This window comes from Enterobacter genomosp. O (assembly GCF_001022965.1).
Lineage (GTDB): Bacteria > Pseudomonadota > Gammaproteobacteria > Enterobacterales > Enterobacteriaceae > Enterobacter > Enterobacter cloacae_L.
Map to the genome: position 1 here is coordinate 661,744 of NZ_LECZ01000025.1, position 22,140 is coordinate 683,883.

Annotated in this window: 24 protein-coding genes; 14 read left to right on the forward strand and 10 right to left on the reverse strand. The window is 55.7% G+C overall.

What is annotated here, in order from left to right; genetic code table 11:
* Positions 1–39 precede the first annotated feature (39 nt).
* The 6 genes from cyoA (at position 40) to ABR39_RS13075 (ending at position 6,335) form a co-directional block, all read left to right on the forward strand.
* Positions 40–987: a cytochrome o ubiquinol oxidase subunit II gene (gene cyoA, locus ABR39_RS13050; protein ID WP_014882770.1), complete on the forward strand. Its 948-nt coding sequence runs from the start codon at positions 40–42 to the stop codon at positions 985–987.
* Positions 988–1,003: 16 nt separating this feature from the next.
* Complete coding sequence (gene cyoB, locus ABR39_RS13055) at positions 1,004–2,995, forward strand: cytochrome o ubiquinol oxidase subunit I (protein WP_014168864.1); 1,992 nt, start codon at positions 1,004–1,006, stop codon at positions 2,993–2,995.
* Positions 2,985–3,599: a cytochrome o ubiquinol oxidase subunit III gene (locus tag ABR39_RS13060; RefSeq protein WP_047347281.1), complete on the forward strand. Its 615-nt coding sequence runs from the start codon at positions 2,985–2,987 to the stop codon at positions 3,597–3,599. Before cyoB ends, ABR39_RS13060 begins: the two co-directional genes overlap by 11 nt.
* Complete coding sequence (locus tag ABR39_RS13065; protein ID WP_006176899.1) at positions 3,599–3,925, forward strand: cytochrome o ubiquinol oxidase subunit IV; 327 nt, start codon at positions 3,599–3,601, stop codon at positions 3,923–3,925. The genes ABR39_RS13060 and ABR39_RS13065 overlap by 1 nt, the downstream gene beginning before the upstream one ends.
* An 11-nt stretch (positions 3,926–3,936) precedes the next feature.
* Positions 3,937–4,824: a heme o synthase gene (gene cyoE / locus ABR39_RS13070; RefSeq protein ID WP_013095848.1), complete on the forward strand. Its 888-nt coding sequence runs from the start codon at positions 3,937–3,939 to the stop codon at positions 4,822–4,824.
* A 149-nt stretch (positions 4,825–4,973) separates the two neighbouring features.
* Positions 4,974–6,335, forward strand: a complete 1,362-nt coding sequence (locus ABR39_RS13075; protein WP_047347282.1) for an MFS transporter — start codon at positions 4,974–4,976, stop codon at positions 6,333–6,335.
* Positions 6,336–6,368: 33 nt separating this feature from the next.
* Here ABR39_RS13075 and ABR39_RS13080 read toward each other — a convergent pair whose 3' ends face one another.
* Entirely contained in the window at positions 6,369–6,860 is a 492-nt protein-coding gene (locus tag ABR39_RS13080) for a YajQ family cyclic di-GMP-binding protein (protein WP_023334701.1), read from the reverse strand.
* A gap of 121 nt (positions 6,861–6,981) precedes the next feature.
* On the opposite strand from ABR39_RS13080, the gene panE reads away from it, so the two are divergent.
* Positions 6,982–7,893 (forward strand): 2-dehydropantoate 2-reductase, encoded by a 912-nt coding sequence (panE, locus tag ABR39_RS13085; RefSeq protein WP_047347283.1) that lies wholly within the window; start codon positions 6,982–6,984, stop codon positions 7,891–7,893.
* Positions 7,856–8,449, forward strand: a complete 594-nt coding sequence (yajL, locus tag ABR39_RS13090) for a protein deglycase YajL (RefSeq protein WP_047347284.1) — start codon at positions 7,856–7,858, stop codon at positions 8,447–8,449. The genes panE and yajL overlap by 38 nt, the downstream gene beginning before the upstream one ends.
* A 132-nt stretch (positions 8,450–8,581) precedes the next feature.
* Here the strand turns inward: yajL and thiI are convergent, their stop codons facing one another.
* Entirely contained in the window at positions 8,582–10,030 is a 1,449-nt protein-coding gene (thiI, locus tag ABR39_RS13095; RefSeq protein ID WP_047347285.1) for a tRNA uracil 4-sulfurtransferase ThiI, read from the reverse strand.
* 191 nt (positions 10,031–10,221) lie between these two features.
* Here thiI and xseB point away from each other — a divergent pair, with 191 nt between their 5' ends.
* The 4 genes from xseB to ABR39_RS13115 all read left to right on the forward strand — a co-directional run bounded on the left by xseB (position 10,222) and on the right by ABR39_RS13115 (position 14,287).
* Positions 10,222–10,464, forward strand: a complete 243-nt coding sequence (gene xseB / locus ABR39_RS13100; protein WP_008503331.1) for an exodeoxyribonuclease VII small subunit — start codon at positions 10,222–10,224, stop codon at positions 10,462–10,464.
* The gene (gene ispA, locus ABR39_RS13105) at positions 10,465–11,364 is read left to right on the forward strand and encodes a (2E,6E)-farnesyl diphosphate synthase (protein WP_047347286.1); all 900 of its coding nucleotides are present in this window, start codon (positions 10,465–10,467) and stop codon (positions 11,362–11,364) included.
* Between the two features lie 24 nt (positions 11,365–11,388).
* Complete coding sequence (dxs, locus tag ABR39_RS13110; protein WP_047347287.1) at positions 11,389–13,251, forward strand: 1-deoxy-D-xylulose-5-phosphate synthase; 1,863 nt, start codon at positions 11,389–11,391, stop codon at positions 13,249–13,251.
* A gap of 61 nt (positions 13,252–13,312) precedes the next feature.
* Positions 13,313–14,287, forward strand: coding sequence for an aldo/keto reductase (locus ABR39_RS13115; protein ID WP_047347288.1), 975 nt, complete (start codon positions 13,313–13,315; stop codon positions 14,285–14,287).
* A gap of 101 nt (positions 14,288–14,388) precedes the next feature.
* Here ABR39_RS13115 and thiL read toward each other — a convergent pair whose 3' ends face one another.
* The 5 genes from thiL to nrdR form a co-directional block, all read right to left on the reverse strand.
* Positions 14,389–15,360, reverse strand: coding sequence for a thiamine-phosphate kinase (thiL, locus tag ABR39_RS13120; protein WP_047347289.1), 972 nt, complete (start codon positions 15,358–15,360; stop codon positions 14,389–14,391).
* A gap of 77 nt (positions 15,361–15,437) precedes the next feature.
* Entirely contained in the window at positions 15,438–15,857 is a 420-nt protein-coding gene (gene nusB, locus ABR39_RS13125) for a transcription antitermination factor NusB (RefSeq protein WP_006809908.1), read from the reverse strand.
* A gap of 21 nt (positions 15,858–15,878) precedes the next feature.
* Positions 15,879–16,349: a 6,7-dimethyl-8-ribityllumazine synthase gene (ribH, locus tag ABR39_RS13130; protein ID WP_006176874.1), complete on the reverse strand. Its 471-nt coding sequence runs from the start codon at positions 16,347–16,349 to the stop codon at positions 15,879–15,881.
* Between the two features lie 87 nt (positions 16,350–16,436).
* The gene (gene ribD / locus ABR39_RS13135; RefSeq protein WP_047347290.1) at positions 16,437–17,540 is read right to left on the reverse strand and encodes a bifunctional diaminohydroxyphosphoribosylaminopyrimidine deaminase/5-amino-6-(5-phosphoribosylamino)uracil reductase RibD; all 1,104 of its coding nucleotides are present in this window, start codon (positions 17,538–17,540) and stop codon (positions 16,437–16,439) included.
* 4 nt (positions 17,541–17,544) lie between these two features.
* On the reverse strand, positions 17,545–17,994 hold the full coding sequence (gene nrdR / locus ABR39_RS13140) for a transcriptional regulator NrdR (RefSeq protein ID WP_008503337.1): 450 nt from the start codon (positions 17,992–17,994) through the stop codon (positions 17,545–17,547).
* A gap of 152 nt (positions 17,995–18,146) precedes the next feature.
* On the opposite strand from nrdR, the gene ABR39_RS13145 reads away from it, so the two are divergent.
* The gene (locus ABR39_RS13145; RefSeq protein WP_047347393.1) at positions 18,147–18,686 is read left to right on the forward strand and encodes a DUF3251 domain-containing protein; all 540 of its coding nucleotides are present in this window, start codon (positions 18,147–18,149) and stop codon (positions 18,684–18,686) included.
* 270 nt (positions 18,687–18,956) lie between these two features.
* Positions 18,957–19,841, forward strand: coding sequence for a nucleoside-specific channel-forming protein Tsx (locus ABR39_RS13150; protein ID WP_025756198.1), 885 nt, complete (start codon positions 18,957–18,959; stop codon positions 19,839–19,841).
* A gap of 116 nt (positions 19,842–19,957) precedes the next feature.
* Here ABR39_RS13150 and ABR39_RS13155 read toward each other — a convergent pair whose 3' ends face one another.
* The 3 genes from ABR39_RS13155 to secF all read right to left on the reverse strand — a co-directional run bounded on the left by ABR39_RS13155 (position 19,958) and on the right by secF (position 22,132).
* Entirely contained in the window at positions 19,958–20,638 is a 681-nt protein-coding gene (locus tag ABR39_RS13155; RefSeq protein WP_047347291.1) for a helix-turn-helix transcriptional regulator, read from the reverse strand.
* Between the two features lie 14 nt (positions 20,639–20,652).
* The gene (locus ABR39_RS13160; RefSeq protein WP_047347292.1) at positions 20,653–21,018 is read right to left on the reverse strand and encodes a VOC family protein; all 366 of its coding nucleotides are present in this window, start codon (positions 21,016–21,018) and stop codon (positions 20,653–20,655) included.
* 142 nt (positions 21,019–21,160) lie between these two features.
* Complete coding sequence (gene secF / locus ABR39_RS13165) at positions 21,161–22,132, reverse strand: protein translocase subunit SecF (protein WP_047347293.1); 972 nt, start codon at positions 22,130–22,132, stop codon at positions 21,161–21,163.
* Between the last annotated feature and the right edge of the window lie 8 nt (positions 22,133–22,140).

The window sequence follows — 22,140 nt, forward strand, 5'->3', positions numbered from 1 at the left end:
TTTAAACGCCACCAGACTCCGTGGAATTGAGGTCGTTAAATGAGACTCGGGAAATACAATAAAAGTTTGGGATGGTTGTCATTATTCGCGGGCACTGTATTACTCAGTGGCTGCGATTCTGCACTACTAGACCCCAAAGGACAGATTGGACTGGAACAACGTTCACTGATATTGACGGCTTTTGGCCTGATGTTGATTGTGGTTATTCCTGCCATTTTGATGGCTGTTGGTTTCGCCTGGAAGTATCGTGCGAGCAATAAAGATGCGAAGTATAGCCCTAACTGGTCACACTCCAATAAAGTGGAAGCTGTGGTCTGGACGGTACCTATTCTGATCATCCTGTTCCTTGCCGTACTGACCTGGAAAACCACTCACGCACTTGAGCCAAGCAAACCGCTGGTTCACGATGAGAAACCTATTACCATTGAAGTGGTCTCCATGGACTGGAAATGGTTCTTCATCTATCCAGAGCAGGGTATTGCTACCGTGAATGAAATCGCCTTCCCGGCGAACACTCCGGTTCAGTTCAAAGTGACCTCCAACTCCGTAATGAACTCCTTCTTCATCCCACGTCTGGGTAGCCAGATTTACGCGATGGCCGGTATGCAGACTAACCTGCACCTGATCGCGAATGAAGCAGGCACCTATGATGGTATCTCCGCCAGCTATAGCGGCCCGGGCTTCTCAGGTATGAAGTTCAAAGCTATTGCAACGCCAGACCGTGCCGCTTTCGACCAGTGGGTTGAAAAAGCGAAGCAGTCTCCAAACACCATGTCTGACATGGCGGCGTTCGAAAAAGTGGCAGCACCAAGCGAATATAACAAGGTGGAGTACTTCTCTAACGTGAAACCTGATTTGTTCAAAGACGTTATTGGCAAATTTATGGATCACGGCAAGAGCATGGACATGACCCAACCTGAAGGCGAGCACAGCGCGCACGAAGGTATGGAAGGCATGGACATGAGCCACGCGGAAACCGCTCACTAAGGGGCCGAGGAAGAAAATGTTCGGAAAATTGACACTGGATGCAGTGCCCTACCATGAACCGATTATCGTGGTTACGGTGGCTGCAATTATCATTGGTGGCGCGGCCTTACTGGCCTTAATCACTTACTTCGGTAAGTGGAGCTACCTGTGGAACGAGTGGCTGACTTCGGTTGACCACAAAAAACTCGGTATCATGTACTGCATCGTCGGTATCGTCATGTTAATTCGTGGCTTTGCGGATGCGATCATGATGCGTAGCCAGCAGGCACTCGCTTCTGCGGGTGAAGCCGGCTTCCTGCCGCCGCACCACTACGATCAGATCTTTACCGCCCACGGCGTTATCATGATCTTCTTCGTGGCGATGCCGCTGGTTATCGGTCTGATGAACGTTGTCGTTCCGCTGCAAATCGGCGCGCGCGACGTTGCGTTCCCGTTCCTGAACAACCTGAGCTTCTGGTTCACGGTTGTCGGCGTAATTCTGGTTAACCTGTCACTGGGCGTGGGCGAATTCGCACAGACCGGCTGGCTGGCTTACCCACCGCTTTCAGGAATTGAGTACAGCCCGGGCGTTGGCGTTGACTACTGGATTTGGGCGCTTCAGCTCTCCGGTGTCGGTACTACCCTGACCGGTATCAACTTCTTTGTGACCATTATCAAGATGCGTGCCCCTGGCATGACCATGTTCAAGATGCCGGTATTTACCTGGGCATCTCTGTGCGCCAACATCCTGATTATTGCCTCCTTCCCAATTCTGACCGTCACCATCGCGCTGCTGACCCTGGACCGCTACCTGGGCACCCATTTCTTCACGAATGATATGGGTGGCAACATGATGATGTACATCAACCTGATTTGGGCCTGGGGTCACCCGGAAGTGTACATTCTGGTTCTGCCTGTTTTCGGCGTGTTCTCCGAAATCGCGGCTACCTTCTCGCGTAAACGTCTGTTTGGTTACACCTCTCTGGTGTGGGCAACCGTGTGTATTACCGTTCTGTCGTTCATCGTTTGGCTGCACCACTTCTTCACCATGGGTGCAGGCGCGAACGTAAACGCCTTCTTCGGTATTACTACCATGATTATCGCAATCCCTACCGGGGTTAAGATCTTCAACTGGCTGTTCACCATGTACCAGGGCCGTATCGTGTTCCACTCAGCAATGCTGTGGACCATCGGCTTCATCGTCACCTTCTCCGTAGGTGGGATGACCGGCGTACTGCTGGCGGTACCGGGTGCTGACTTCGTTCTGCACAACAGTCTGTTCCTGATTGCGCACTTCCATAACGTTATCATCGGTGGCGTGGTCTTCGGCTGCTTCGCTGGCGTAACCTACTGGTGGCCAAAAGCGTTCGGCTTCACGCTGAACGAAAAATGGGGTAAACGCGCGTTCTGGTTCTGGATCATCGGCTTCTTCGTGGCATTTATGCCGCTGTACGTGCTGGGCTTCATGGGTATGACCCGTCGTCTGAGCCAGCAGATCGATCCGCAGTTCCACCCAATGCTGATGGTTGCAGCGGGCGGCGCCGTGCTGATTGCCTGTGGTATCGCGTCTCAGCTGATTCAGTTCTACGTGTCTATTCGCGACCGCGACCAGAACCGTGATCTGACCGGTGACCCATGGGGTGGCCGTACGCTGGAGTGGGCGACCTCTTCTCCACCTCCTTTCTATAACTTTGCCATTGTGCCGCAGGTTCATGAGCGCGACGCATTCTGGGAAATGAAAGAAAAAGGTGAAGCGTACAAGCAACCTGCTCATTACGAAGAGATCCACATGCCGAAAAACAGCGGTGCGGGCATTGTCATTGCCGCTTTCGCAACGGTATTTGGTTTCGCAATGATCTGGCACATCTGGTGGATGGCGATTGTTGGCTTCGCCGGCATCGTAATCAGCTGGATTGTGAAGAGCTTTGACGAGGACGTGGACTACTACGTACCAGTCCGTGAAGTTGAGAAGCTGGAAAATCAGCATTTCGACGAGATTTCTAAAGCGGGGCTGAAAAATGGCAACTGATACTCTGGCGCACTCGACTGCCCACGCGCATGAACATGCGCACCACGATACAGGACCGACCAAAGTCTTCGGTTTCTGGATCTACCTGATGAGCGATTGCATTCTGTTCTGCTGTCTGTTCGCGACCTATGCCGTTCTGGTGAACGGCACGGCGGGCGGCCCGGCTGGCAAGGACATCTTTGAACTGCCGTTCGTTCTGGTTGAAACCGCACTGCTGTTATTCAGCTCCATCACCTACGGCATGGCGGCTATCGCCATGTACAAAAACAACAAGAGCCAGGTTGTTTCCTGGCTGGCGTTGACCTGGTTGTTTGGTGCTGGATTTATCGGGATGGAAATCTATGAATTCCATCACCTGATCATGGAAGGCTTCGGCCCGGATCGCAGTGGCTTCCTGTCCGCGTTCTTCGCGCTGGTAGGTACCCACGGTCTGCACGTAACCTCTGGTCTGATCTGGATGGCGGTACTGATGTTCCAGGTATCCCGTCGCGGCCTGACCAGCACTAACCGTACCCGTATCATGTGCCTGAGTCTGTTCTGGCACTTCCTGGACGTGGTGTGGATCTGTGTGTTCTCTGTTGTATATCTGATGGGGGCGATGTAATGAGTCATTCAAACGATCATGGCGCTTCCCACGGTAGCGTAAAAACCTACATGACAGGTTTCATCCTGTCGATCATCCTGACGGTGATTCCGTTCTGGATGGTGATGAGCGGCTCTGCGTCTAAACCGGTTATTCTGGGTGCAATCCTGGTGACCGCGGTGATTCAGATTCTGGTGCATCTGGTTTGCTTCCTGCACATGAACACCAAGTCCGATGAAGGCTGGAACATGACGGCCTTCATCTTTACCGTGATTATCATCGCTATCCTGGTAGTCGGTTCCATCTGGATTATGTGGAACCTCAACTACAACATGATGGTTCACTAAGAGCGGCGAGTATGTTTAAGCAATACCTGCAAGTAACGAAACCAGGCATCATCTTTGGCAACCTGATCTCCGTGATCGGAGGGTTCCTGCTGGCCTCTAAGGGCAGCATTGATTACACCCTCTTTATCTACACGCTGGTCGGTGTGTCACTGGTTGTTGCGTCCGGTTGTGTATTTAACAACTACATCGACATGGATATCGACAAGAAGATGGAAAGGACCAAAAATCGGGTGCTGGTGAAAGGCCTGATCGCCCCTTCCGTCTCGCTGGTGTACGCCACCTTGCTGGGTATTGCTGGCTTTATGCTGCTGTGGTTTGGTGCTAACCCGCTGGCCTGCTGGCTGGGGGTGATGGGGTTCGTAGTTTATGTGGGCGTTTACAGCCTGTATATGAAGCGTCACTCCGTCTACGGCACGCTGATTGGTTCTCTCTCCGGCGCTGCGCCGCCGGTGATTGGCTACTGCGCGGTCACGAACGAGTTCGACAGCGGTGCGCTGATCCTGCTGGCTATCTTTAGCCTGTGGCAGATGCCGCACTCCTATGCCATTGCGATTTTCCGCTTTAAGGATTATCAGGCGGCGAACATCCCGGTTCTGCCGGTCGTGAAAGGCATTTCTGTTGCTAAAAACCACATCACGCTCTACATCATCGCCTTTGCTGTTGCAACGCTGATGCTCTCTCTCGGCGGTTACGCTGGATACAAATATCTGGCGGTAGCGGCTGCGGTGAGCGTCTGGTGGCTCGGTATGGCGCTGCGCGGTTACAAAGTGGAAGATGACAAAGTCTGGGCGCGCAAACTGTTTGTGTTCTCGATTGTCGCCATCACCTCGCTGTCCGTGATGATGTCCGTGGACTTCATGGTGCCGGATTCACACAACCTGCTGACTTACGTCTGGTAAGCCACAACAGGTGAATAAAGGGGTGCTTCGGCACCCTTTTTTATTCGCCAAATCTATTAATAACGCATGTAATATTTGTTAAATAACCCTTTATTTACCCCGCCCCTTCCCCGCACTACACTATGGCCTGCTTTTGAACTGAGGTGGTAATGAACGATTATAAAATGACGCCAGGCGAGCTTCGCGCGACCTGGGGCTTAGGGACTGTCTTCTCGCTACGGATGCTTGGCATGTTTATGGTCCTGCCTGTTCTGACCACGTACGGTATGGCGCTGCAGGGGGCCAGCGAGGCGCTGATTGGGCTCGCGATCGGCATCTACGGTCTGGCGCAGGCGGTATTCCAGATCCCGTTTGGCCTGCTCTCTGACCGGGTGGGTCGAAAGCCGCTGATCGTCGGCGGGCTGCTGGTCTTTGTGCTCGGGAGCGTCATTGCCGCCCTCTCCCACTCCATCTGGGGCATTATTCTTGGCCGCGCCCTGCAGGGCTCCGGCGCGATTGCCGCCGCGGTGATGGCGCTGCTGTCAGACTTAACCCGCGAGCAGAACCGCACCAAAGCGATGGCCTTCATCGGCGTGAGCTTTGGCGTCACCTTTGCCATTGCGATGGTGCTCGGCCCCATCATTACCCATGCGCTTGGCCTGCACGCCCTGTTCTGGATGATTGCCGTACTGGCGACCCTCGGGATTGCCTTAACCCTGTGGGTGGTGCCGGACAGCAAAAACCACGTCCTCAACCGTGAATCGGGGATGGTAAAAGGCTGCTTTAGCAAAGTGATTGTTGAACCACGCCTGCTCAAGCTCAATTTTGGCATTATGTGTCTGCACATCCTGCTGATGTCTACCTTTGTCGCCCTGCCCGGCCAGCTTGCCGCTGCGGGCTTCCCGGCGGCAGAGCACTGGAAAATTTATCTGGTCACGATGCTGATTTCGTTTGTCTCCGTCGTGCCGTTTATCATATACGCCGAAGTGAAGCGCAAAATGAAGCGCGTCTTCGTGGGCTGCGTGGCGGTCCTGCTGATTGCCGAGATCGTGCTCTGGGGTTCCGGCCCGCACTTCTGGGAACTGATTGCCGGCGTGCAGCTCTTCTTCCTGGCCTTTAACCTGATGGAAGCCCTGCTCCCATCGCTGATCAGCAAAGAGTCCCCGGCCGGTTACAAAGGCACGGCAATGGGCATTTACTCCACCAGCCAGTTTCTCGGCGTGGCGATCGGCGGCTCGCTTGGCGGCTGGGTGGACGGGCTGTTTGATTCGCAAACCGTGTTTCTTGCAGGCGCGCTGCTGGCGACAGTCTGGCTGCTGGTTGCCAGTACCATGAAAGAACCACGCTACGTGAGCAGCCTGCGGGTAGAAATTCCGGATGATGTAGAAATTAGCGATGCGCTGAAGCAGCGTCTGGAAGTCAAAGAGGGCGTGACAGAGGTGCTTATTGTGCCGGAAGAACGCAGCGCTTACGTCAAAATAGACAGTAAAATGACCAACCGCTTTGAGGTCGAACAGGCGCTCAAAGCCTGAAAAAAAAGCCCGGTTAAACCGGGCTTTTTTACGTTAATCGCGGAAGTTTTTAAACTGGAACGGTTGTCCCAGATCGCCGCCGCGCACCAGCGCCATCACGGACTGCAGGTCATCGCGGGACTTGCCGGTGACGCGAATTTCTTCACCCTGGATCTGCGCCTGCACCTTCAGCTTGCTGTCTTTGATGAGCTTAACGATCTTCTTCTGCACTGCGCTCTCAATGCCCTGCTTCAGCTTGGCTTCAACAAACCAGTTTTTACCGCTGTGCACAAACTCTTCCGGCACATCCAGAGACGTCCCTTCAATGCCGCGTTTTAACAGCTTGGCGCGCAGAATGTCGAGCAGCTGATTCACCTGGAAATCAGACTCGCTCAGCACCTTAATAGTCTTATTTGCATCGTTCAGCTCAAACGACGCCTCAACGCCACGAAAATCGAAACGTGACTCAACTTCGCGGGTTGCGTTCTCTACGCCGTTGCGAACTTCCTGGATATCAACTTCGGAAACAATATCGAAAGATGGCATCTTTTCTTCTCCCTTCACTTTTGTTGCGTTGCATAATACCCGCTACGAGGCATAACTCAACAGAAGCTTAGCTGTATAATTAAGCTGTAACACCTGGCGCAGTTGCAGGTGAGGAGGAACAATGAAAATTACAGTGCTCGGATGCGGAGCGCTTGGCCAGCTGTGGCTGACCGCGCTGTGCAAGCACGGACATGAGGTTCAGGGCTGGCTGCGCGTGCCCCAGCCCTATTGCAGCGTGAATCTGATTGGTGAAGACGGAAGCATCTTTAACGAATCGCTCACCGCCAACGATCCAGATTTTCTGGCGCAAAGCGACCTTTTACTGGTGACGCTCAAGGCGTGGCAGGTCTCAGACGCGGTAAAGACACTGGCCGCGCAGCTCCCCCCCACTTCCCCCATACTGCTGCTGCATAACGGCATGGGGACGCTCGATGAGCTGAAAAGCGTCCCGCAGCCCCTGCTGATGGCGACAACCACTCATGCCGCCCGCCGCGACGGCAACATCATCGTGCATGTCGCCAGTGGCGTGACGCACATCGGCCCCGCCAGAACGCAGGATGGGGACTACAGCTATCTTGCCGATGTCCTGCAGAAGGTGTTGCCAGACGTGGCCTGGCATAACCATATTCGACCTCAGCTCTGGCGCAAGCTGGCCGTCAACTGCGTGATTAATCCGCTGACGGCGTTGTGGGACTGCCCGAATGGGGAGCTAAAAAATCATCCGCAGGACGTTGCGACGCTGTGTGCGGAAGTCGCAGCGGTCGTTGAGCGGGAAGGCCTGCATACCTCAGCGGACGATTTACGCTGTTATGTCGAGCAGGTTATTGAGAGTACCGCAGAAAACATCTCCTCGATGTTGCAGGACGTTCGGGCATTACGCCACACGGAGATCGACTACATTACCGGCTATCTGCTAAAACGCGCCCGCGCGCACGGTATCGCCGTGCCGGAAAACGCCCGTCTGTATGACCTGGTTAAACGTAAGGAGAGTGAATATGAGCGCGTCGGCACTGATCTGCCTCGCCCCTGGTAGCGAAGAGACAGAAGCGGTCACCACCATTGATTTAATGGTGCGCGGCGGCATCACCGTGACAACCGCCAGCGTCGCCAGCGACGGTAATCTGGCCGTCACCTGCTCGCGCGGGGTGAAACTCCTCGCGGATGCCCCGCTTGTGCAGGTGGCGGACGGGGATTACGACATCATCGTCCTGCCGGGTGGCCTGAAGGGCGCGGAGTATTTTCGCGACAGCCCGCTGCTGGTCGAGACCGTGCGTCAGTTCCACTTATCAGGTCGGATCGTCGCAGCCATCTGCGCCGCCGCAGGCACGGTACTGGTTCCGCATGACATCTTCCCCATCGGCAACATGACCGGCTTCCCGGGGCTGAAAGAGATCATTCCGGAAGACCAGTGGGTGGATAAACGCGTGGTCTGGGATCCGCGCGTCAACCTGCTGACCAGCCAGGGGCCAGGCACCGCGATTGATTTTGGCTTGAAGATTATTGACCTGCTGGTCGGGCGTGAAAAAGCGTACGAAGTGGCATCGTCGCTGGTGATGCCGGCGGGAATTTATAATTACTATGAAGAGTAGTGCATAAAAAAGCCGGGTGGCGGTAGGTAAAAGCAAAACGGCAACCTCAGGTTGCCGTTTTTAATGTTTGCGCCCTCTCCCTGTGGGAGAGGGTCGGGGTGAGGGCATCAGGCCGCACTCCCCAACAAAAAACTACGGGCGATACACCTTCACATTCGCAAAGCCCTGCTCGCGCAGATACAGCGCCTGCAGGCGGCTCATCACCCCGCGCTCGCACCACAGCAGATACGTTTTGCTCTTGTCGAGATCGCCAAATTTCGTGCTCAGCTTGTAGAATGGCAGAGAAACCACCTCAACGCCTTCGACGTTAAGCGGGCTGGCGTCCTGTTCATCGATAGAACGAATATCCACAATCACATCGCTGGCACCAAAACCGCTGACGGTTTCAACTTCAACCACTTCCTGCTCGGTTTGCTGGGCAATCTCACGGATATCAATGTTGGAGGCTTCCTCCACCACTTTGTCCAGGATGGCAAAATCGAAGTTCTCTTCTTCCGCTTCGATCTTCGCCTTCACCGCTTTCACCGTTGGGCTTTTTGAGATCACGCCGCAGTACTCCGGCATGGTGCGGGCAAAATCTTCGGTGCCAATTTCGCGCGCCAGATCGATGATGTGCTCTTTATCGTGGGAGATCAGCGGACGCAGGATCAGCGTATCAGAGACGTTGTCGATCAGACGCAGGTTGGTCAGCGTCTGGCTGGAGACCTGGCCCAGCGCTTCGCCGGTGACCAGCGCCTGCACGCCGTAGCGCTCAGCCACTTTGGAAGCCGCACGCACCATCATGCGCTTCAGGATGACGCCCATCTGGCCGTCGTCTACTTTCTCGAGGATTTCGCCGACCACAGGTTCGAAGTTAATCGCCACAAAACGCACGCGGTGGGAGCTGCCGAAGCGGTTCCACAGGTAATGCGCCACCTGACGAACGCCGATTTCGTGCGCCGCGCCGCCCAGGTTGAAGAAGCAGTAATGCACACGGCAGCCGCGACGCATCAGCATATAGCTGGAGACGCCGGAGTCGAAGCCGCCGGAGATCAGAGACAGAACATCTTCCTGAGTCCCGATCGGGAAGCCGCCGATACCTTCATAGCGCCCTTTCACCAGCAGCAGGCGATCGTTTTCGATCTCCAGATTGACGGTCACGTCCGGGTTGGTCAGACGCACGCGCGCAGACTCGACGTGCTGGTTCAGGCCGCCGCCAACGTAACGTTCCACTTCAATGGAGCTAAACTCGTGCTTACCGCGACGCTTCACGCGTACGCAGAAGGTTTTGCCTTCGATCTGGTCGCGGTACTGGACCAGCGCTTTCTCGAAGATGTCGTGCATATCGCTGAACGGGACGTCTTCCACTTCCAGAATATGGTGGATCCCCGGAATACGGGTCAGGGCGTCGCGAATATCCTGACGTTTGTTTTCGTCTTTCGCACGGACCTCAACGTGGTCCCAGTGGCGCACCACGGCGAGAGTCTCGTCGTAGTGCTTTAATACGTTACGAATGTTCCCGGTGAGAATTTTAATAAAGCGCAAACGCACAGATTGGCTTTTGATGGTGATTTCAGGGAACAATTTAATGATAAACTTCATGGCGGCAATGTTTCTTAGGCAAGCGTATTAAGGCTTGTAATGGAAAAGAGTACAGCAGCCCACACCCGTGGCTGCATCCAGGCGCGCAAGTATACCACCATCGCGCCGCTCCTGTGCACATTGCGCGTTATTTGATAATTGCCCTGAGTCCGTTACCATGTCGGGGCGAAGAATATAAGAGTCAATTCACTATGCCGAAGAAGAACGACGCACCGGCCAGTTTCGAAACTGCGCTGAGTGAACTGGAGCAAATTGTCACCCGCCTTGAGAGCGGCGATCTCCCGCTGGAAGAGGCGCTCAACGAATTCGAGCGCGGCGTGCAGCTGGCGCGCCAGGGGCAGGTCAAACTGCAGCAGGCCGAACAGCGCGTGCAGATCCTGCTTTCCGACAGCGAAGACGCGAAAACCACGCCATTCACACCGGACGCCGAGTAAATGGATTTTGCCAACGAGCTTCAGGCGCGCGTCGTGCGCGCCAACGACGCCCTGCGCCGTTTTATTGCGCCACAGCCTTTTCAGAACACTCCACTGGTTGAGGCCATGCACTATGGCGCACTCTTGGGTGGAAAGCGCCTGCGCCCGTTTCTGGTCTACGCCACAGGCAGTATGTTTGGCATCAGCGATAACACGCTGGACGCACCGGCAGCCGCCGTTGAGTGCATTCACGCCTATTCACTGATCCACGATGATTTACCGGCAATGGACGACGACGATTTACGTCGGGGTCAACCAACCTGCCATATCAAGTTTGGCGAGGCAAATGCCATTCTGGCGGGTGATGCCCTGCAAACGCTGGCCTTCTCGATTCTGAGCGACGCGCCGATGGCTGAAGTGGCTGACCGCGACCGCCTGGCGATGATCTCCGAACTGGCAATGGCCAGCGGCGTGGCCGGCATGTGCGGCGGACAGGCCCTGGATCTGGACGCGGAAGGACGTCAGGTTAATCTGGAACAGCTGGAGCGTATTCATCGCCATAAAACCGGGGCGCTGATTCGTTCAGCCGTACGCCTGGGCGCGCTGAGCGCGGGTGAGCAAGGGCGCAAAGCCCTGCCGATTCTGGACAGATACGCAGAAAGTATCGGTCTGGCGTTCCAGGTTCAGGATGACATTCTGGATGTGGTGGGCGATACTGCAACATTGGGAAAACGTCAGGGTGCGGACCAGCAGCTTGGCAAAAGTACCTACCCCGCCCTGCTGGGCCTTGAGCAAGCCCAACGTAAAGCCCGGGATCTGATAGAGGATGCCCGCCAGTCTCTGAATCAGCTGGCCGCGCAATCGCTGGATACCTCGGCACTGGAAGCGCTAGCGGACTATATAATCCAGCGTGATAAATAAACACACTATCTCGATGAGCCTTTGATGAGTTTTGATATTGCCAAATACCCGACACTGGCGTTAGTTGACTCCACCCAGGAGTTACGTCTGTTGCCGAAAGAGAGCCTGCCGAAGCTGTGCGACGAGCTGCGTCGCTACCTGCTCGACAGCGTTAGCCGCTCCAGCGGCCATTTCGCCTCCGGGCTTGGCACGGTTGAGCTGACCGTGGCGCTGCATTACGTCTATAACACGCCGTTCGATCAGCTGATTTGGGACGTGGGTCACCAGGCATATCCGCACAAAATTCTGACCGGACGTCGCGATAAAATTGGCACCATTCGACAGAAAGGCGGTCTGCACCCGTTCCCGTGGCGCGGTGAGAGCGAGTATGACGTATTGAGCGTCGGCCACTCCTCCACCTCCATTTCAGCGGGCATCGGTATTGCCGTTGCCGCCGAAAAAGAGAACAAGCAGCGCCGCACCGTCTGCGTGATTGGCGACGGTGCTATCACCGCCGGTATGGCCTTTGAGGCTATGAACCACGCGGGCGACATCAAGCCGGACATGCTGGTTATCCTTAACGATAACGAAATGTCGATTTCCGAAAACGTCGGCGCGCTGAACAACCATCTGGCCCAGCTGCTCTCCGGCAAGCTTTACTCCTCGCTGCGTGAAGGCGGCAAGAAGGTCTTCTCCGGCGTACCGCCGATCAAAGAGCTGCTCAAGCGCACCGAAGAACACATCAAAGGCATGGTCGTGCCGGGTACTCTGTTTGAAGAGCTGGGCTTCAACTATATCGGCCCGGTTGACGGCCATGACGTGCTGGGTCTGGTGACCACGCTCAAGAACATGCGCGACCTGAAAGGCCCGCAGTTCCTGCACATCATGACCAAAAAAGGGCGTGGCTACGAGCCGGCGGAAAAAGATCCGATTACCTTCCACGCGGTCCCGAAATTTGACCCGTCCAGCGGCTGTCTTCCAAAAAGCAGCGGCGGCATGCCGATCTATTCAAAAATCTTTGGCGACTGGCTGTGCGAAACCGCAGCGAAAGACAACAAGCTGATGGCGGTCACTCCGGCCATGCGCGAAGGCTCCGGCATGGTGGAGTTCTCTAAAAAATACCCTGACCAGTATTTTGACGTGGCTATTGCCGAGCAACATGCGGTGACGTTTGCAGCGGGCCTGGCCATTGGCGGCTACAAGCCGGTTGTCGCTATCTATTCTACCTTCCTGCAGCGCGCCTACGATCAGGTGATCCATGACGTGGCCATTCAGAAGCTGCCGGTACTGTTTGCTATCGATCGTGCGGGCATCGTTGGTGCCGACGGCCAGACTCACCAGGGCGCGTTTGACCTGTCGTTCCTGCGCTGTATTCCCGATATGGTTGTCATGACGCCAAGCGACGAAAACGAATGTCGTCAGATGCTGTTTACCGGCTACCACTATCAGGATGGTCCAAGTGCCGTTCGCTACCCGCGCGGTAATGCGGTGGGCGTTGAGCTGCAGCCGCTGGAAAAGCTGGCGATCGGTAAAGGTCTGGTAAAACGTCGCGGTGAGAAAGTGGCAATTCTGAACTTCGGTACGCTGATGCCGGAGGCCGCGAAAGTGGCTGAAACGCTGAATGCCACCCTGGTGGATATGCGCTTTGTGAAGCCGCTCGACGAGTCTCTGATCCTGAGCATGGCACAGACTCATGACGTGCTGGTCACGCTGGAAGAAAACGCCATTATGGGCGGTGCGGGCAGCGGCGTGAACGAGGTGCTGATGGCAAACCGTAAAGCCGTTCCGGTGCTGAACCTCGGCCTGCCGGATCATTTCATTCCACAAGGTACCCAGGACGAAGCCCGCGCGGCGATTGGCCTGGACGCCGCCGGTATCGAAGCCAAAATCCGCGCCTGGCTGGACTAATCCCTCCCCTTTTCCGCTCCTGCTATGCTTAAACTTGGTGTTTAAACAGCAGGAGCGGACCGTGCAATACACTACATTAGGAAAAACCGACCTCAAGGTTTCCCGACTTTGTCTGGGATGCATGACCTTCGGCGAGCCCGATCGGGGAAATCACGCCTGGACGCTGCCGGAAGAGAGCAGCCGTCCGATTATCAAACGCGCCATTGAGGGCGGCATTAACTTCTTTGACACCGCCAACAGCTACTCCGACGGCAGCAGCGAGGAGATTGTGGGTCGCGCCCTGCGTGATTTTGCTTGTCGTGATGAAATCGTGGTCGCCACCAAGGTGTACTACCCGGTGGGCGACCTGCCTCAGGGCCTTTCTCGCGCGCAGATCCTGCGTTCCATTGATGACAGCCTCAGACGCCTGAACATGGATTACGTCGATCTGCTGCAAATTCACCGCTGGGATTACAACACACCGATCGAGGAGACGCTTGAAGCGCTCAACGACGTCGTAAAGGCCGGTAAAGCGCGCTACATCGGCGCGTCGTCTATGCACGCGTCGCAGTTTGCACAGGCGCTGGATCTCCAGGCGCAGCACGGCTGGGCGCGCTTTGTCACCATGCAGGATCACTACAATCTGATCTATCGTGAAGAAGAACGAGAAATGTTGCCGCTGTGCCATCAGGAGGGCGTCGCGGTGATCCCGTGGAGCCCGCTGGCACGGGGCCGGCTGACCCGCCCGTGGGGAGAAACCACGGCCCGTCTGGTCTCGGATGAAGTGGGAAAAAACCTGTACGAAGGAACAGAGGCCAGCGATGCGCTAATCGCCGAACGCTTAGCCGGGATCGCCGACGATACCGGAGCAACCCGCGCCCAGGTGGCGCTGGCGTGGCTGCTGGGTAAGCGCGGCGTTGCGGCACCGATTATCGGCACATCCCGGGAAGAGCAGCTAGATGAACTGCTGAATGCGGTAGATATCACGCTAACGCCGGAGCAGGTTGCCGAGCTGGAGACGCCGTATCAGCAGCATCCGGTGGTGGGGTTTAAGTAAACACTTGCCGGGTGGCGGCTTCGCCTTACCCGGCCTACGATCGCACCCTATTTGTAGGCCGGGTAAGCGCAGCGCCACCCGGCAATACAGAGCGCACAAACTTACGCGAAGTGATCGTACCCTTTCCAGTCGAGCGTTACCGGCGCACCTTCACGGACAAACTTCAGCCCTTCGCTTTCCGGCATGATCTGACCGATGCAGGTAAATTTCGCGCCGAGATGCGCTAACGCGACATCCAGCGTCCCACGGTTCAGCTCCGGCACGGTAAAGCACAGCTCATAATCTTCGCCACCGGAGAGCGCCCAGCGCAGGGCCTGCTCAGGCTCCACATGGCGAAGCAGTTGCTCTGACAGCGGGAACAGATCCAGGTCAACGCGCGCGCCGACGCCGCTGGCCTTCAGAATATGGCCGAGGTCTGAGATGAGACCGTCAGAGAGATCGATAGCCGAGCTTGCCCGCTCGCGCAGCGCCTGGCCGTGCAGAATACGCGGCGTCGGGCGCAGATGGCGTTTAACCAGATATGCCGCATCGTCAGCGTCTTTCACGGTTAAGCGATCCTGCAGAATAGCCAGCCCTGCCGCGCTGTCGCCTGGCGTACCGGTGACGTAAATCCAGTCGCCGGGTTTTGCGCCCGAGCGCTTCAGCGCGCGACCGAGCGGGACATAGCCGTGGATCGCCAGCGTCATCGACAGCGGCCCGGCAGTGGTATCGCCGCCAATCAGCTGCATATCGTAGTAGTTGAGCTGCTCAAACAGTGCATCGCTGAAGGCTTCAAGCCAGGCTTCATCTACCTCAGGCAGCGTCAGTGCCAGCGTCAGCCACGCGGGATCGGCACCCATTGCCGCCAGATCGCTAACGTTAACCGCCAGCGCTTTATACGCCAGATCGGCAGGATCGATATCCGGTAAAAAATGACGTCCGCACACTAAGGTGTCGGTGCTGATTGCCAGCGTCTGTTTTTCGGGAATATTGAGAAGTGCACAGTCATCGCCAATGCCGGTTTCAACATCAAGACGAGAGGTTCTGACACGGTCGAAATAACGGGCAATCAGGGAGAATTCGCCGCATGCCATACGTTATGCCTCAGCAAATAAAAGAAAAAACCGGAGCCGCACTGCCCGTCAGGCAACGCAGAACTCCGGTTTGCGGATCACTTTTTGTGGGGACGGATCGCAGGTGCTGCTTTATCAAGTACGCCGTTTACAAACTTGTGGCTGTCTTCAGCGCCGAAGGTTTTCGCCAGTTCGATCGCTTCGTTGATGGCCACTTTATACGGCACATCATCACGTTTAGACAGCTCAAACAGCGCGATACGCAACACTGCTTTTTCTACCTGACCCAGCTCTTCGAGCAGACGGGACAGGTAAGGTTTCATCAGACCATCGAGATACGCGCTATTAGTCGCCACTCCCGACAGCAGTTCACGGAAGTACAGAACGTCAACATCTTTCACGTCCTGTTCTGACAGGAACTGGTACTCAACATCAGCGATGTCGTTCTGGGACAACTGCCAGGAGTAAAGTGCCTGGACGGCACATTCACGGGCGCGGCGACGAGCAGCAGGTTTCACGGAATTCCCCTTACAAAAAAATCAGGCCTTGATGGCTTTCAATACATTAATCATTTCAAGCGCGGTCAGTGCAGCTTCTGCACCTTTGTTACCGGCTTTGGTGCCAGCACGTTCGATGGCTTGTTCAATACTTTCGGTGGTCAGCACGCCGAATGCGACAGGAATTTCAGCGTCCTGCGCAACGTGTGCCAGACCGTTGCTTGCACCGCCCGCAACGTATTCGAAGTGCGCAGTGCCGCCACGAATAACGGTACCCAGTGCAATCACCGCGTCGTATTTACCGGTTTTCGCCAGCGCGCCCGCTGCCAGTGGCAGTTCGTAAGCACCTGGAACCCAAACAACGGTAATGTTGTCATCTTTAACCTGGCCGATACGTTTCAGGGCGTCAATGGCACCTTCCAGCAGGCTGTCGTTGATGAAGTTGTTGAAACGCGCAATGGTGATGGCGACGCGAGCGTCCGGGGTAGCTACAGCAGCTTCAATAATGTTCATACTCTTCCTTTACGGGTTCATTTGGCCCCGCAGGGGGGCGGATTTTATCATAATACTTTGCGCACTGCTTCCCTATTTCGGGAGCAATTACGCTGTCGTTAAGTGGAGGCAGACATCCGGACCCACCGGACGAATATCGCTAAATTTGAGTTGTGGTGCATCGGCCAGTTTTTCAAGGCCGGGCAGCACAAACAGGCCGCGCGCGTCGTGACCTAACAGTTTAGGCGCAACGTAAACAATCAGTTCATCCACCAGCCCGGCCTGTAAGAGCGCACCGGCCAGCGTCGGGCCCGCTTCTACCCAGATGCTGTTCACCTGCTGTTTGCCGAGCAGCATCATCAGCACCACCAGATCCAGATGGCCGTTATGCTCCGGCACCATGATGCTGCGCACGCCTTCCGGCCATTCGCGCGAGTCTTCTTTGGTGCGGGCAATCCAGGTTTCACCCGGCTGCTGGACAATACGGTGCTCCGGCGTCACGCGGTTCTGGCTATCAATAATAATACGCAGCGGCTGACGCAGGTTCTCCTGCGGATAAAGCTCCTGGGTATCGGCATTCAGCTCGTCCCAGCGCACGGTCATGGCCGGATCGTCAGCGAGCACGGTTTCACTGCTGGTGAGGATAGCATGGCTTTGCGCACGCAGACGTTGCACATCGCGCCTTGCCTGAGGCGAAGTTACCCACTGGCTCTCGCCGCTTGCCATCGCCGTACGTCCATCCAGCGAGGCGCCCAGCTTAAGCTGGATATAGGGGAACCCCGTGCGCATACGCTTCAGGAAGCCTTTATTGATTGCTTCGGCGTCCTGCATCATCAAACCATGGCTGACGTCAATGCCTTCCTGCTGCAGGCGATACAGACCGCGTCCGGCCACCTGCGGATTCGGGTCCTGCATCGAGGCGACCACGCGTGAAACACCGGCGGCAATCAGCGCTTCGCAGCACGGCGGCGTACGCCCGTGATGGCTGCAGGGCTCCAGCGTAACGTAGGCCGTGGCACCTCGCGCCTTCTCGCCAGCCATGCGCAACGCATGAACCTCAGCATGCGGCTCACCTGCACGATAGTGAAACCCCTCCCCCACGATCTCGCCGTCTTTAACGATCACGCACCCGACGTTTGGGTTGGGATGGGTAGTAAAACGACCGCGCTGCGCCAGCTTCATGGCGCGCGCCATGTACATCTCATCGTGCATGAGCTTAATCCTGTAAGCGGGCGATCTCTTCGCCAAACTCTTTGATATCTTCGAAACTGCGGTAGACAGAGGCGAAGCGGATATAGGCGACCTTATCAAGTTTTTTCAGCTGTTCCATCACCAGGTTGCCGATCATCTTGCTGGGCACTTCACGCTCGCCCAAACCGCGAAGGTAAGATTTTATGTGGTTTAACGCCATCTCAACGTCATCCGCGCTGACGGGCCGTTTTTCGAGAGCCTTCAGCATCCCGCTGCGCAGTTTCTCTTCGTTGAACGGCTCGCGCACGTCGTTACTTTTTACCACGCGCGGCATTACCAGCTCTGCAACCTCAAAGGTCGTGAAACGCTCGTTGCACACCAGACACTGCCGACGACGGCGTACGGATGACCCCTCGCCCACAAGACGAGAGTCGATGACTTTGGTATCCACAGCGGAGCAGAATGGGCAATGCATACGGTATCCCTGTTATCCGGTTAACTGATTTTCATTTTACCCTGATCTGGCCTGACAACAAAGGAAGAGCTTTTTGAGATAAAGGATCTATGTCTGACACGATGATGCTGGCTATCATTAGAGCGATCCGTTATTTCAAGGAAATAAGCGCAATGACAAGACGTTACCTAAAAATTTTGCTGGTGGGGAGCCTCTTCACCCTTAGCGCCTGTGCACAGCAAACCGAAGTCCGTCAGATGAAACAGAGCGTGAATACGCTCAATACGGCGTTGGACAAGCTGAACAAAGAAACGGTGAAGATCACCCAGCAAAACGCGCTGAACGCCAAATCCAGCAGCGGGGTTTATCTGCTGCCGGGCGCGAACACGCCTGCACGCCTGAACAGCCAGGTTGGCACGCTGAAAATGTCGCTGGTGAACGTGGCGGCGAATGCCGATGGTACGCGCGCAACATTACGCATCCAGGGCGAATCCAACGATCCGCTTCCAGCCTTCAGCGGTACCGTGGAGTGGGGACAGATCCAGGGCACCACGGAGAATTACCAGGAAGTGAACGTGAAGAATCAGCTGTTCACCGCCCCGGCCAGCGTTTTAGCGCCCAGCGATGTGGAAATACCGCTTCAGCTGAGCGGCCTTACGCCGGAACAGTTAGGCTTTATCCGCATTCACGACATTCAACCCGCCGCGCAGTAATTCCATCCTTTTAAGCGGAGTGAAATGTCACTCCGCTAACATTTACATTTCGTATGGATTGGCAACATAAATGATTGCCGCTACAATCCCGGCCGTTTAAAGTACGCAAACGTGAACGCAATCGATTACGCGTGTGAGAGATATGTGAAACAACACATATTTTTGTGAGCAGGGATTCCTATAATAGGCACCGCAGAAACACGAAATATTTAGAAACGCAATTCGCGCATTTTTCACTCCCGGAAGGGAATTTCAATCAGTGGCATGATTATGAAAAAAACATTACTCGCAGCTGGCGCCGTGCTGGCACTGTCCTCTTCTTTCACTGTTAACGCAGCGGAAAACGACAAACCGCAATACCTCTCCGACTGGTGGCACCAGAGCGTTAACGTGGTCGGCAGCTACCACACCCGCTTCGGACCTCAGATCCGTAACGATACCTACCTGGAATATGAAGCGTTCGCCAAGAAAGACTGGTTTGATTTCTATGGCTATATGGATGCACCGGTCTTCTTCGGTGGTAACACCGACGCGAAAGGTATCTGGAACCACGGTTCCCCACTGTTCATGGAAATTGAACCACGCTTCTCTATTGATAAGCTGACCGGTACCAGCCTGGCGTTTGGTCCGTTCAAAGAGTGGTACTTCGCGAACAACTACATCTATGACATGGGCCGCAACAAGTCCGGTCGCCAGAGCACCTGGTACATGGGTCTGGGTACGGACATCGATACCGGCCTGCCAATGAGCCTGTCTCTGAACGTATACGCTAAGTACCAGTGGCAGAACTACGGTGCCGCGAACGAAAACGAGTGGGATGGCTACCGTTTCAAAGTGAAATACTTTGTGCCAATCACCCAGCTGTGGGGCGGCAACCTGAGCTACATCGGCTTCACCAACTTTGACTGGGGTTCAGATCTGGGCGACAACGACTTCCGCGACCTGAACGGTAAGAAAGCGCGCACCAACGACTCCATCGCCTCCAGCCACATCCTGGCACTGAACTACGATCACTGGCACTACTCTGTTGTTGCGCGTTACTGGCACAACGGTGGCCAGTGGAACGATGACGCGAGCCTGAACTTCGGCAACGGCGACTTCAGCGTCCGTTCTACCGGCTGGGGTGGTTACCTGGTTGTGGGTTATAACTTCTAACCAGTGCGAGATTGTGCGGGCTGGTGCCCTCACCCCTCCCTCTCCCACGGGAGAGGGTGCAAACACAAAAAACGGCAACATCGTTGCCGTTTTGCTTTTACCTCGCCACCTGGCTTTTACTGCCTCACCTTGCGCAAAAAATCCGCCAAAGACCTGTCCGCACTTTCGCTAAACCGCCTCTCCGTAGTCACAATATTGAGGCATCTGTCGAGCCGGAAACAGCGATAGTCATCGCGCCGTTCACACCACGCCGCCAGCAGCCAGCGCTCACCCCAGAAGAACAGCCCCAGCGGCTGAACCTCACGCTTAGAGAGCTGTCCGGCTTCATCACGGTAATGCAGCGCCAACACGCGCTGGGCGGAAATCGCCTGGTGAATCATGTCAAAATGGCTGCGGGAGTGGCTTTGCATGCAAAAGTCCGGGGCGTAGATACGCGCCTGCTCCGCCTTTCGCCGACTCTCCTCTGGCAGGATAGCCAGCACCTTTTCCTGAGCCGACTCCAGCTCGCGCGACAGCGATTCACCTCCCCAGGTTTTGAGCAGGCGAATCGCGACGATCAGCGCCTCTGACTCCTTGTTTGTCAGCATCAGCGGCGGCAGGTCAAAACCCGACATCAGCCGGTATCCGCTTCCCGCCTCACCTTCCACCGGCACGCCGGAAAGTGAAAGGTCGCGGATATCGCGGTAGACCGTGCGCTCGGACACGCCAAGCCGGTCCGCCAGATGCGCTGCCGTTGTCAGACGCCTGCCCCGCAGGATCTGCACAATCTGGAACAAACGGTCAGCGCGTCGGGTCATATCTTATTCCGCTCTCAGGCAGGTTGATGGAGGCCGACGCGATTACCTTCGCTGTCGGTGAACAAGGCAATGGTGCCAATGCCTCGCGGCAATTCCAGCGGACCAAAGACGCATGCACCGCCCGCAGAGGCAATGCGATCGAGCGTGGCCGCCAGATTGTCAGTATGCAGATAAATAATAGCGCCCTGCTGCGACGGCGTAACGCCGTCAAATTTCGCCAGCGCGCCGCCGGTTGCCGGGTCTTCGTGCGGGAAAATCGCCAGCTCTGCAACATCCATTTGCTCGCGCTTCAGCATAACCTGCATTACCAGTTCATAAAATTTGATGGCGCGATCCATATCGGCGACCGGAATTTCAAACCAGTTAATCACACTTTTCATACTTCCTCCTGCCTGTTGTTTGGGTTCAGAAAGAGTCTACGACAGGGCTCCTGACAGCATACTGTCAGGAGTGTTTGTCAGGAGCAGATAAAAAAAATCCCGGTCACCAGACCGGGATTTCGATAACGCGCTAAACGTCGCCTTACGGCAGAATGGACGGCTGATCCGCCCCTTCTTTCTCGACTTTCTGCTGGAGCAGGTGCTCGCGCTTCATGCCGAGTTTCAGTGCCAGTGCGGACGCAACGTAGATAGACGACGCCGTACCGATGGTGACACCAATCAGCATGGTCAGCGAGAAGCCTTCCAGTACCGGGCCACCGAAGAGATACAGCATCAGGATAACCATCAAGGTCGTTCCGGATGTGATCAAGGTACGGTGCAGCGTCTGGGTCAACGACACGTTAAAGATTTCGTACGGCGTACCGCGACGGATCTTACGGAAGTTTTCACGAATACGGTCAGATACCACGATACTGTCGTTCAGTGAGTAACCGATAACGGACATCAGGGATGCCACAATCGTCAGGTCGATCTCAATGTGGAACAGCGACAGTACCCCCATGGTGATCACCACGTCGTGCGCAAGAGCGATAACCACACCTGCCGCCAGGCGCCACTCGAAGCGGAAGCCAACGTAGATCAGGATGGAGATCAGCGCAACCATCAGCGCCATCGCACCGGTTTGCGCCAGATCCGCGCCCACGCTCGGGCCGACGAACTCAATACGCTTCACCGCCGCATTCTGGCTGGTCGATTCGTTGATGACGTTCAGAACCTTGCTACCCAGCTCCTGGCTGCCGTTGGCATCGTGTACCGGAGGCATACGCACCATGATATCGCGGCTGCTGCCGAAGTTTTGCAGCAGCGGCTCTTCGAAGCCCGCTTTCTGCAGCGATTCGCGCATCTGGTCCATATCGATCGGTTTTTCCAGGGAGATTTCAATTACCGTACCGCCGGTAAAATCGAGACCCCAGTTAAAGCCTTTCACGCCCATGATGGCGATGGACACAATCAGCAGAAAACCTGAAATGCCGAAGGCCCAGTAGTCCCAGCGCATAAAGTCCCAGACTTTACGGCCGTGGTTTAATTGTTCAACAGTATATTCCTGTGCCACAACGCACT

Excerpts from the sequence above, each read along its gene's own strand:
- ABR39_RS13160 (WP_047347292.1), bottom strand. The coding sequence starts at position 21,018 with ATGAAAAGTGTGATTAACTGGTTTGAAATTCCGGTCGCCGATATGGAT.
- ABR39_RS13145 (WP_047347393.1), top strand. The coding sequence starts at position 18,147 with ATGACAAGACGTTACCTAAAAATTTTGCTGGTGGGGAGCCTCTTCACC.
- panE (WP_047347283.1), top strand. The coding sequence starts at position 6,982 with ATGAAAATTACAGTGCTCGGATGCGGAGCGCTTGGCCAGCTGTGGCTG.
- thiI (WP_047347285.1), bottom strand. The coding sequence starts at position 10,030 with ATGAAGTTTATCATTAAATTGTTCCCTGAAATCACCATCAAAAGCCAA.
- yajL (WP_047347284.1), top strand. The coding sequence starts at position 7,856 with ATGAGCGCGTCGGCACTGATCTGCCTCGCCCCTGGTAGCGAAGAGACA.
- ispA (WP_047347286.1), top strand. The coding sequence starts at position 10,465 with ATGGATTTTGCCAACGAGCTTCAGGCGCGCGTCGTGCGCGCCAACGAC.
- cyoB (WP_014168864.1), top strand. The coding sequence starts at position 1,004 with ATGTTCGGAAAATTGACACTGGATGCAGTGCCCTACCATGAACCGATT.
- ribH (WP_006176874.1), bottom strand. The coding sequence starts at position 16,349 with ATGAACATTATTGAAGCTGCTGTAGCTACCCCGGACGCTCGCGTCGCC.
- ABR39_RS13060 (WP_047347281.1), top strand. The coding sequence starts at position 2,985 with ATGGCAACTGATACTCTGGCGCACTCGACTGCCCACGCGCATGAACAT.
- nrdR (WP_008503337.1), bottom strand. The coding sequence starts at position 17,994 with ATGCATTGCCCATTCTGCTCCGCTGTGGATACCAAAGTCATCGACTCT.
- ribD (WP_047347290.1), bottom strand. The coding sequence starts at position 17,540 with ATGCACGATGAGATGTACATGGCGCGCGCCATGAAGCTGGCGCAGCGC.
- dxs (WP_047347287.1), top strand. The coding sequence starts at position 11,389 with ATGAGTTTTGATATTGCCAAATACCCGACACTGGCGTTAGTTGACTCC.
- ABR39_RS13075 (WP_047347282.1), top strand. The coding sequence starts at position 4,974 with ATGAACGATTATAAAATGACGCCAGGCGAGCTTCGCGCGACCTGGGGC.
- ABR39_RS13080 (WP_023334701.1), bottom strand. The coding sequence starts at position 6,860 with ATGCCATCTTTCGATATTGTTTCCGAAGTTGATATCCAGGAAGTTCGC.
- ABR39_RS13155 (WP_047347291.1), bottom strand. The coding sequence starts at position 20,638 with ATGACCCGACGCGCTGACCGTTTGTTCCAGATTGTGCAGATCCTGCGG.
- xseB (WP_008503331.1), top strand. The coding sequence starts at position 10,222 with ATGCCGAAGAAGAACGACGCACCGGCCAGTTTCGAAACTGCGCTGAGT.
- ABR39_RS13150 (WP_025756198.1), top strand. The coding sequence starts at position 18,957 with ATGAAAAAAACATTACTCGCAGCTGGCGCCGTGCTGGCACTGTCCTCT.
- ABR39_RS13065 (WP_006176899.1), top strand. The coding sequence starts at position 3,599 with ATGAGTCATTCAAACGATCATGGCGCTTCCCACGGTAGCGTAAAAACC.
- cyoA (WP_014882770.1), top strand. The coding sequence starts at position 40 with ATGAGACTCGGGAAATACAATAAAAGTTTGGGATGGTTGTCATTATTC.
- cyoE (WP_013095848.1), top strand. The coding sequence starts at position 3,937 with ATGTTTAAGCAATACCTGCAAGTAACGAAACCAGGCATCATCTTTGGC.
- thiL (WP_047347289.1), bottom strand. The coding sequence starts at position 15,360 with ATGGCATGCGGCGAATTCTCCCTGATTGCCCGTTATTTCGACCGTGTC.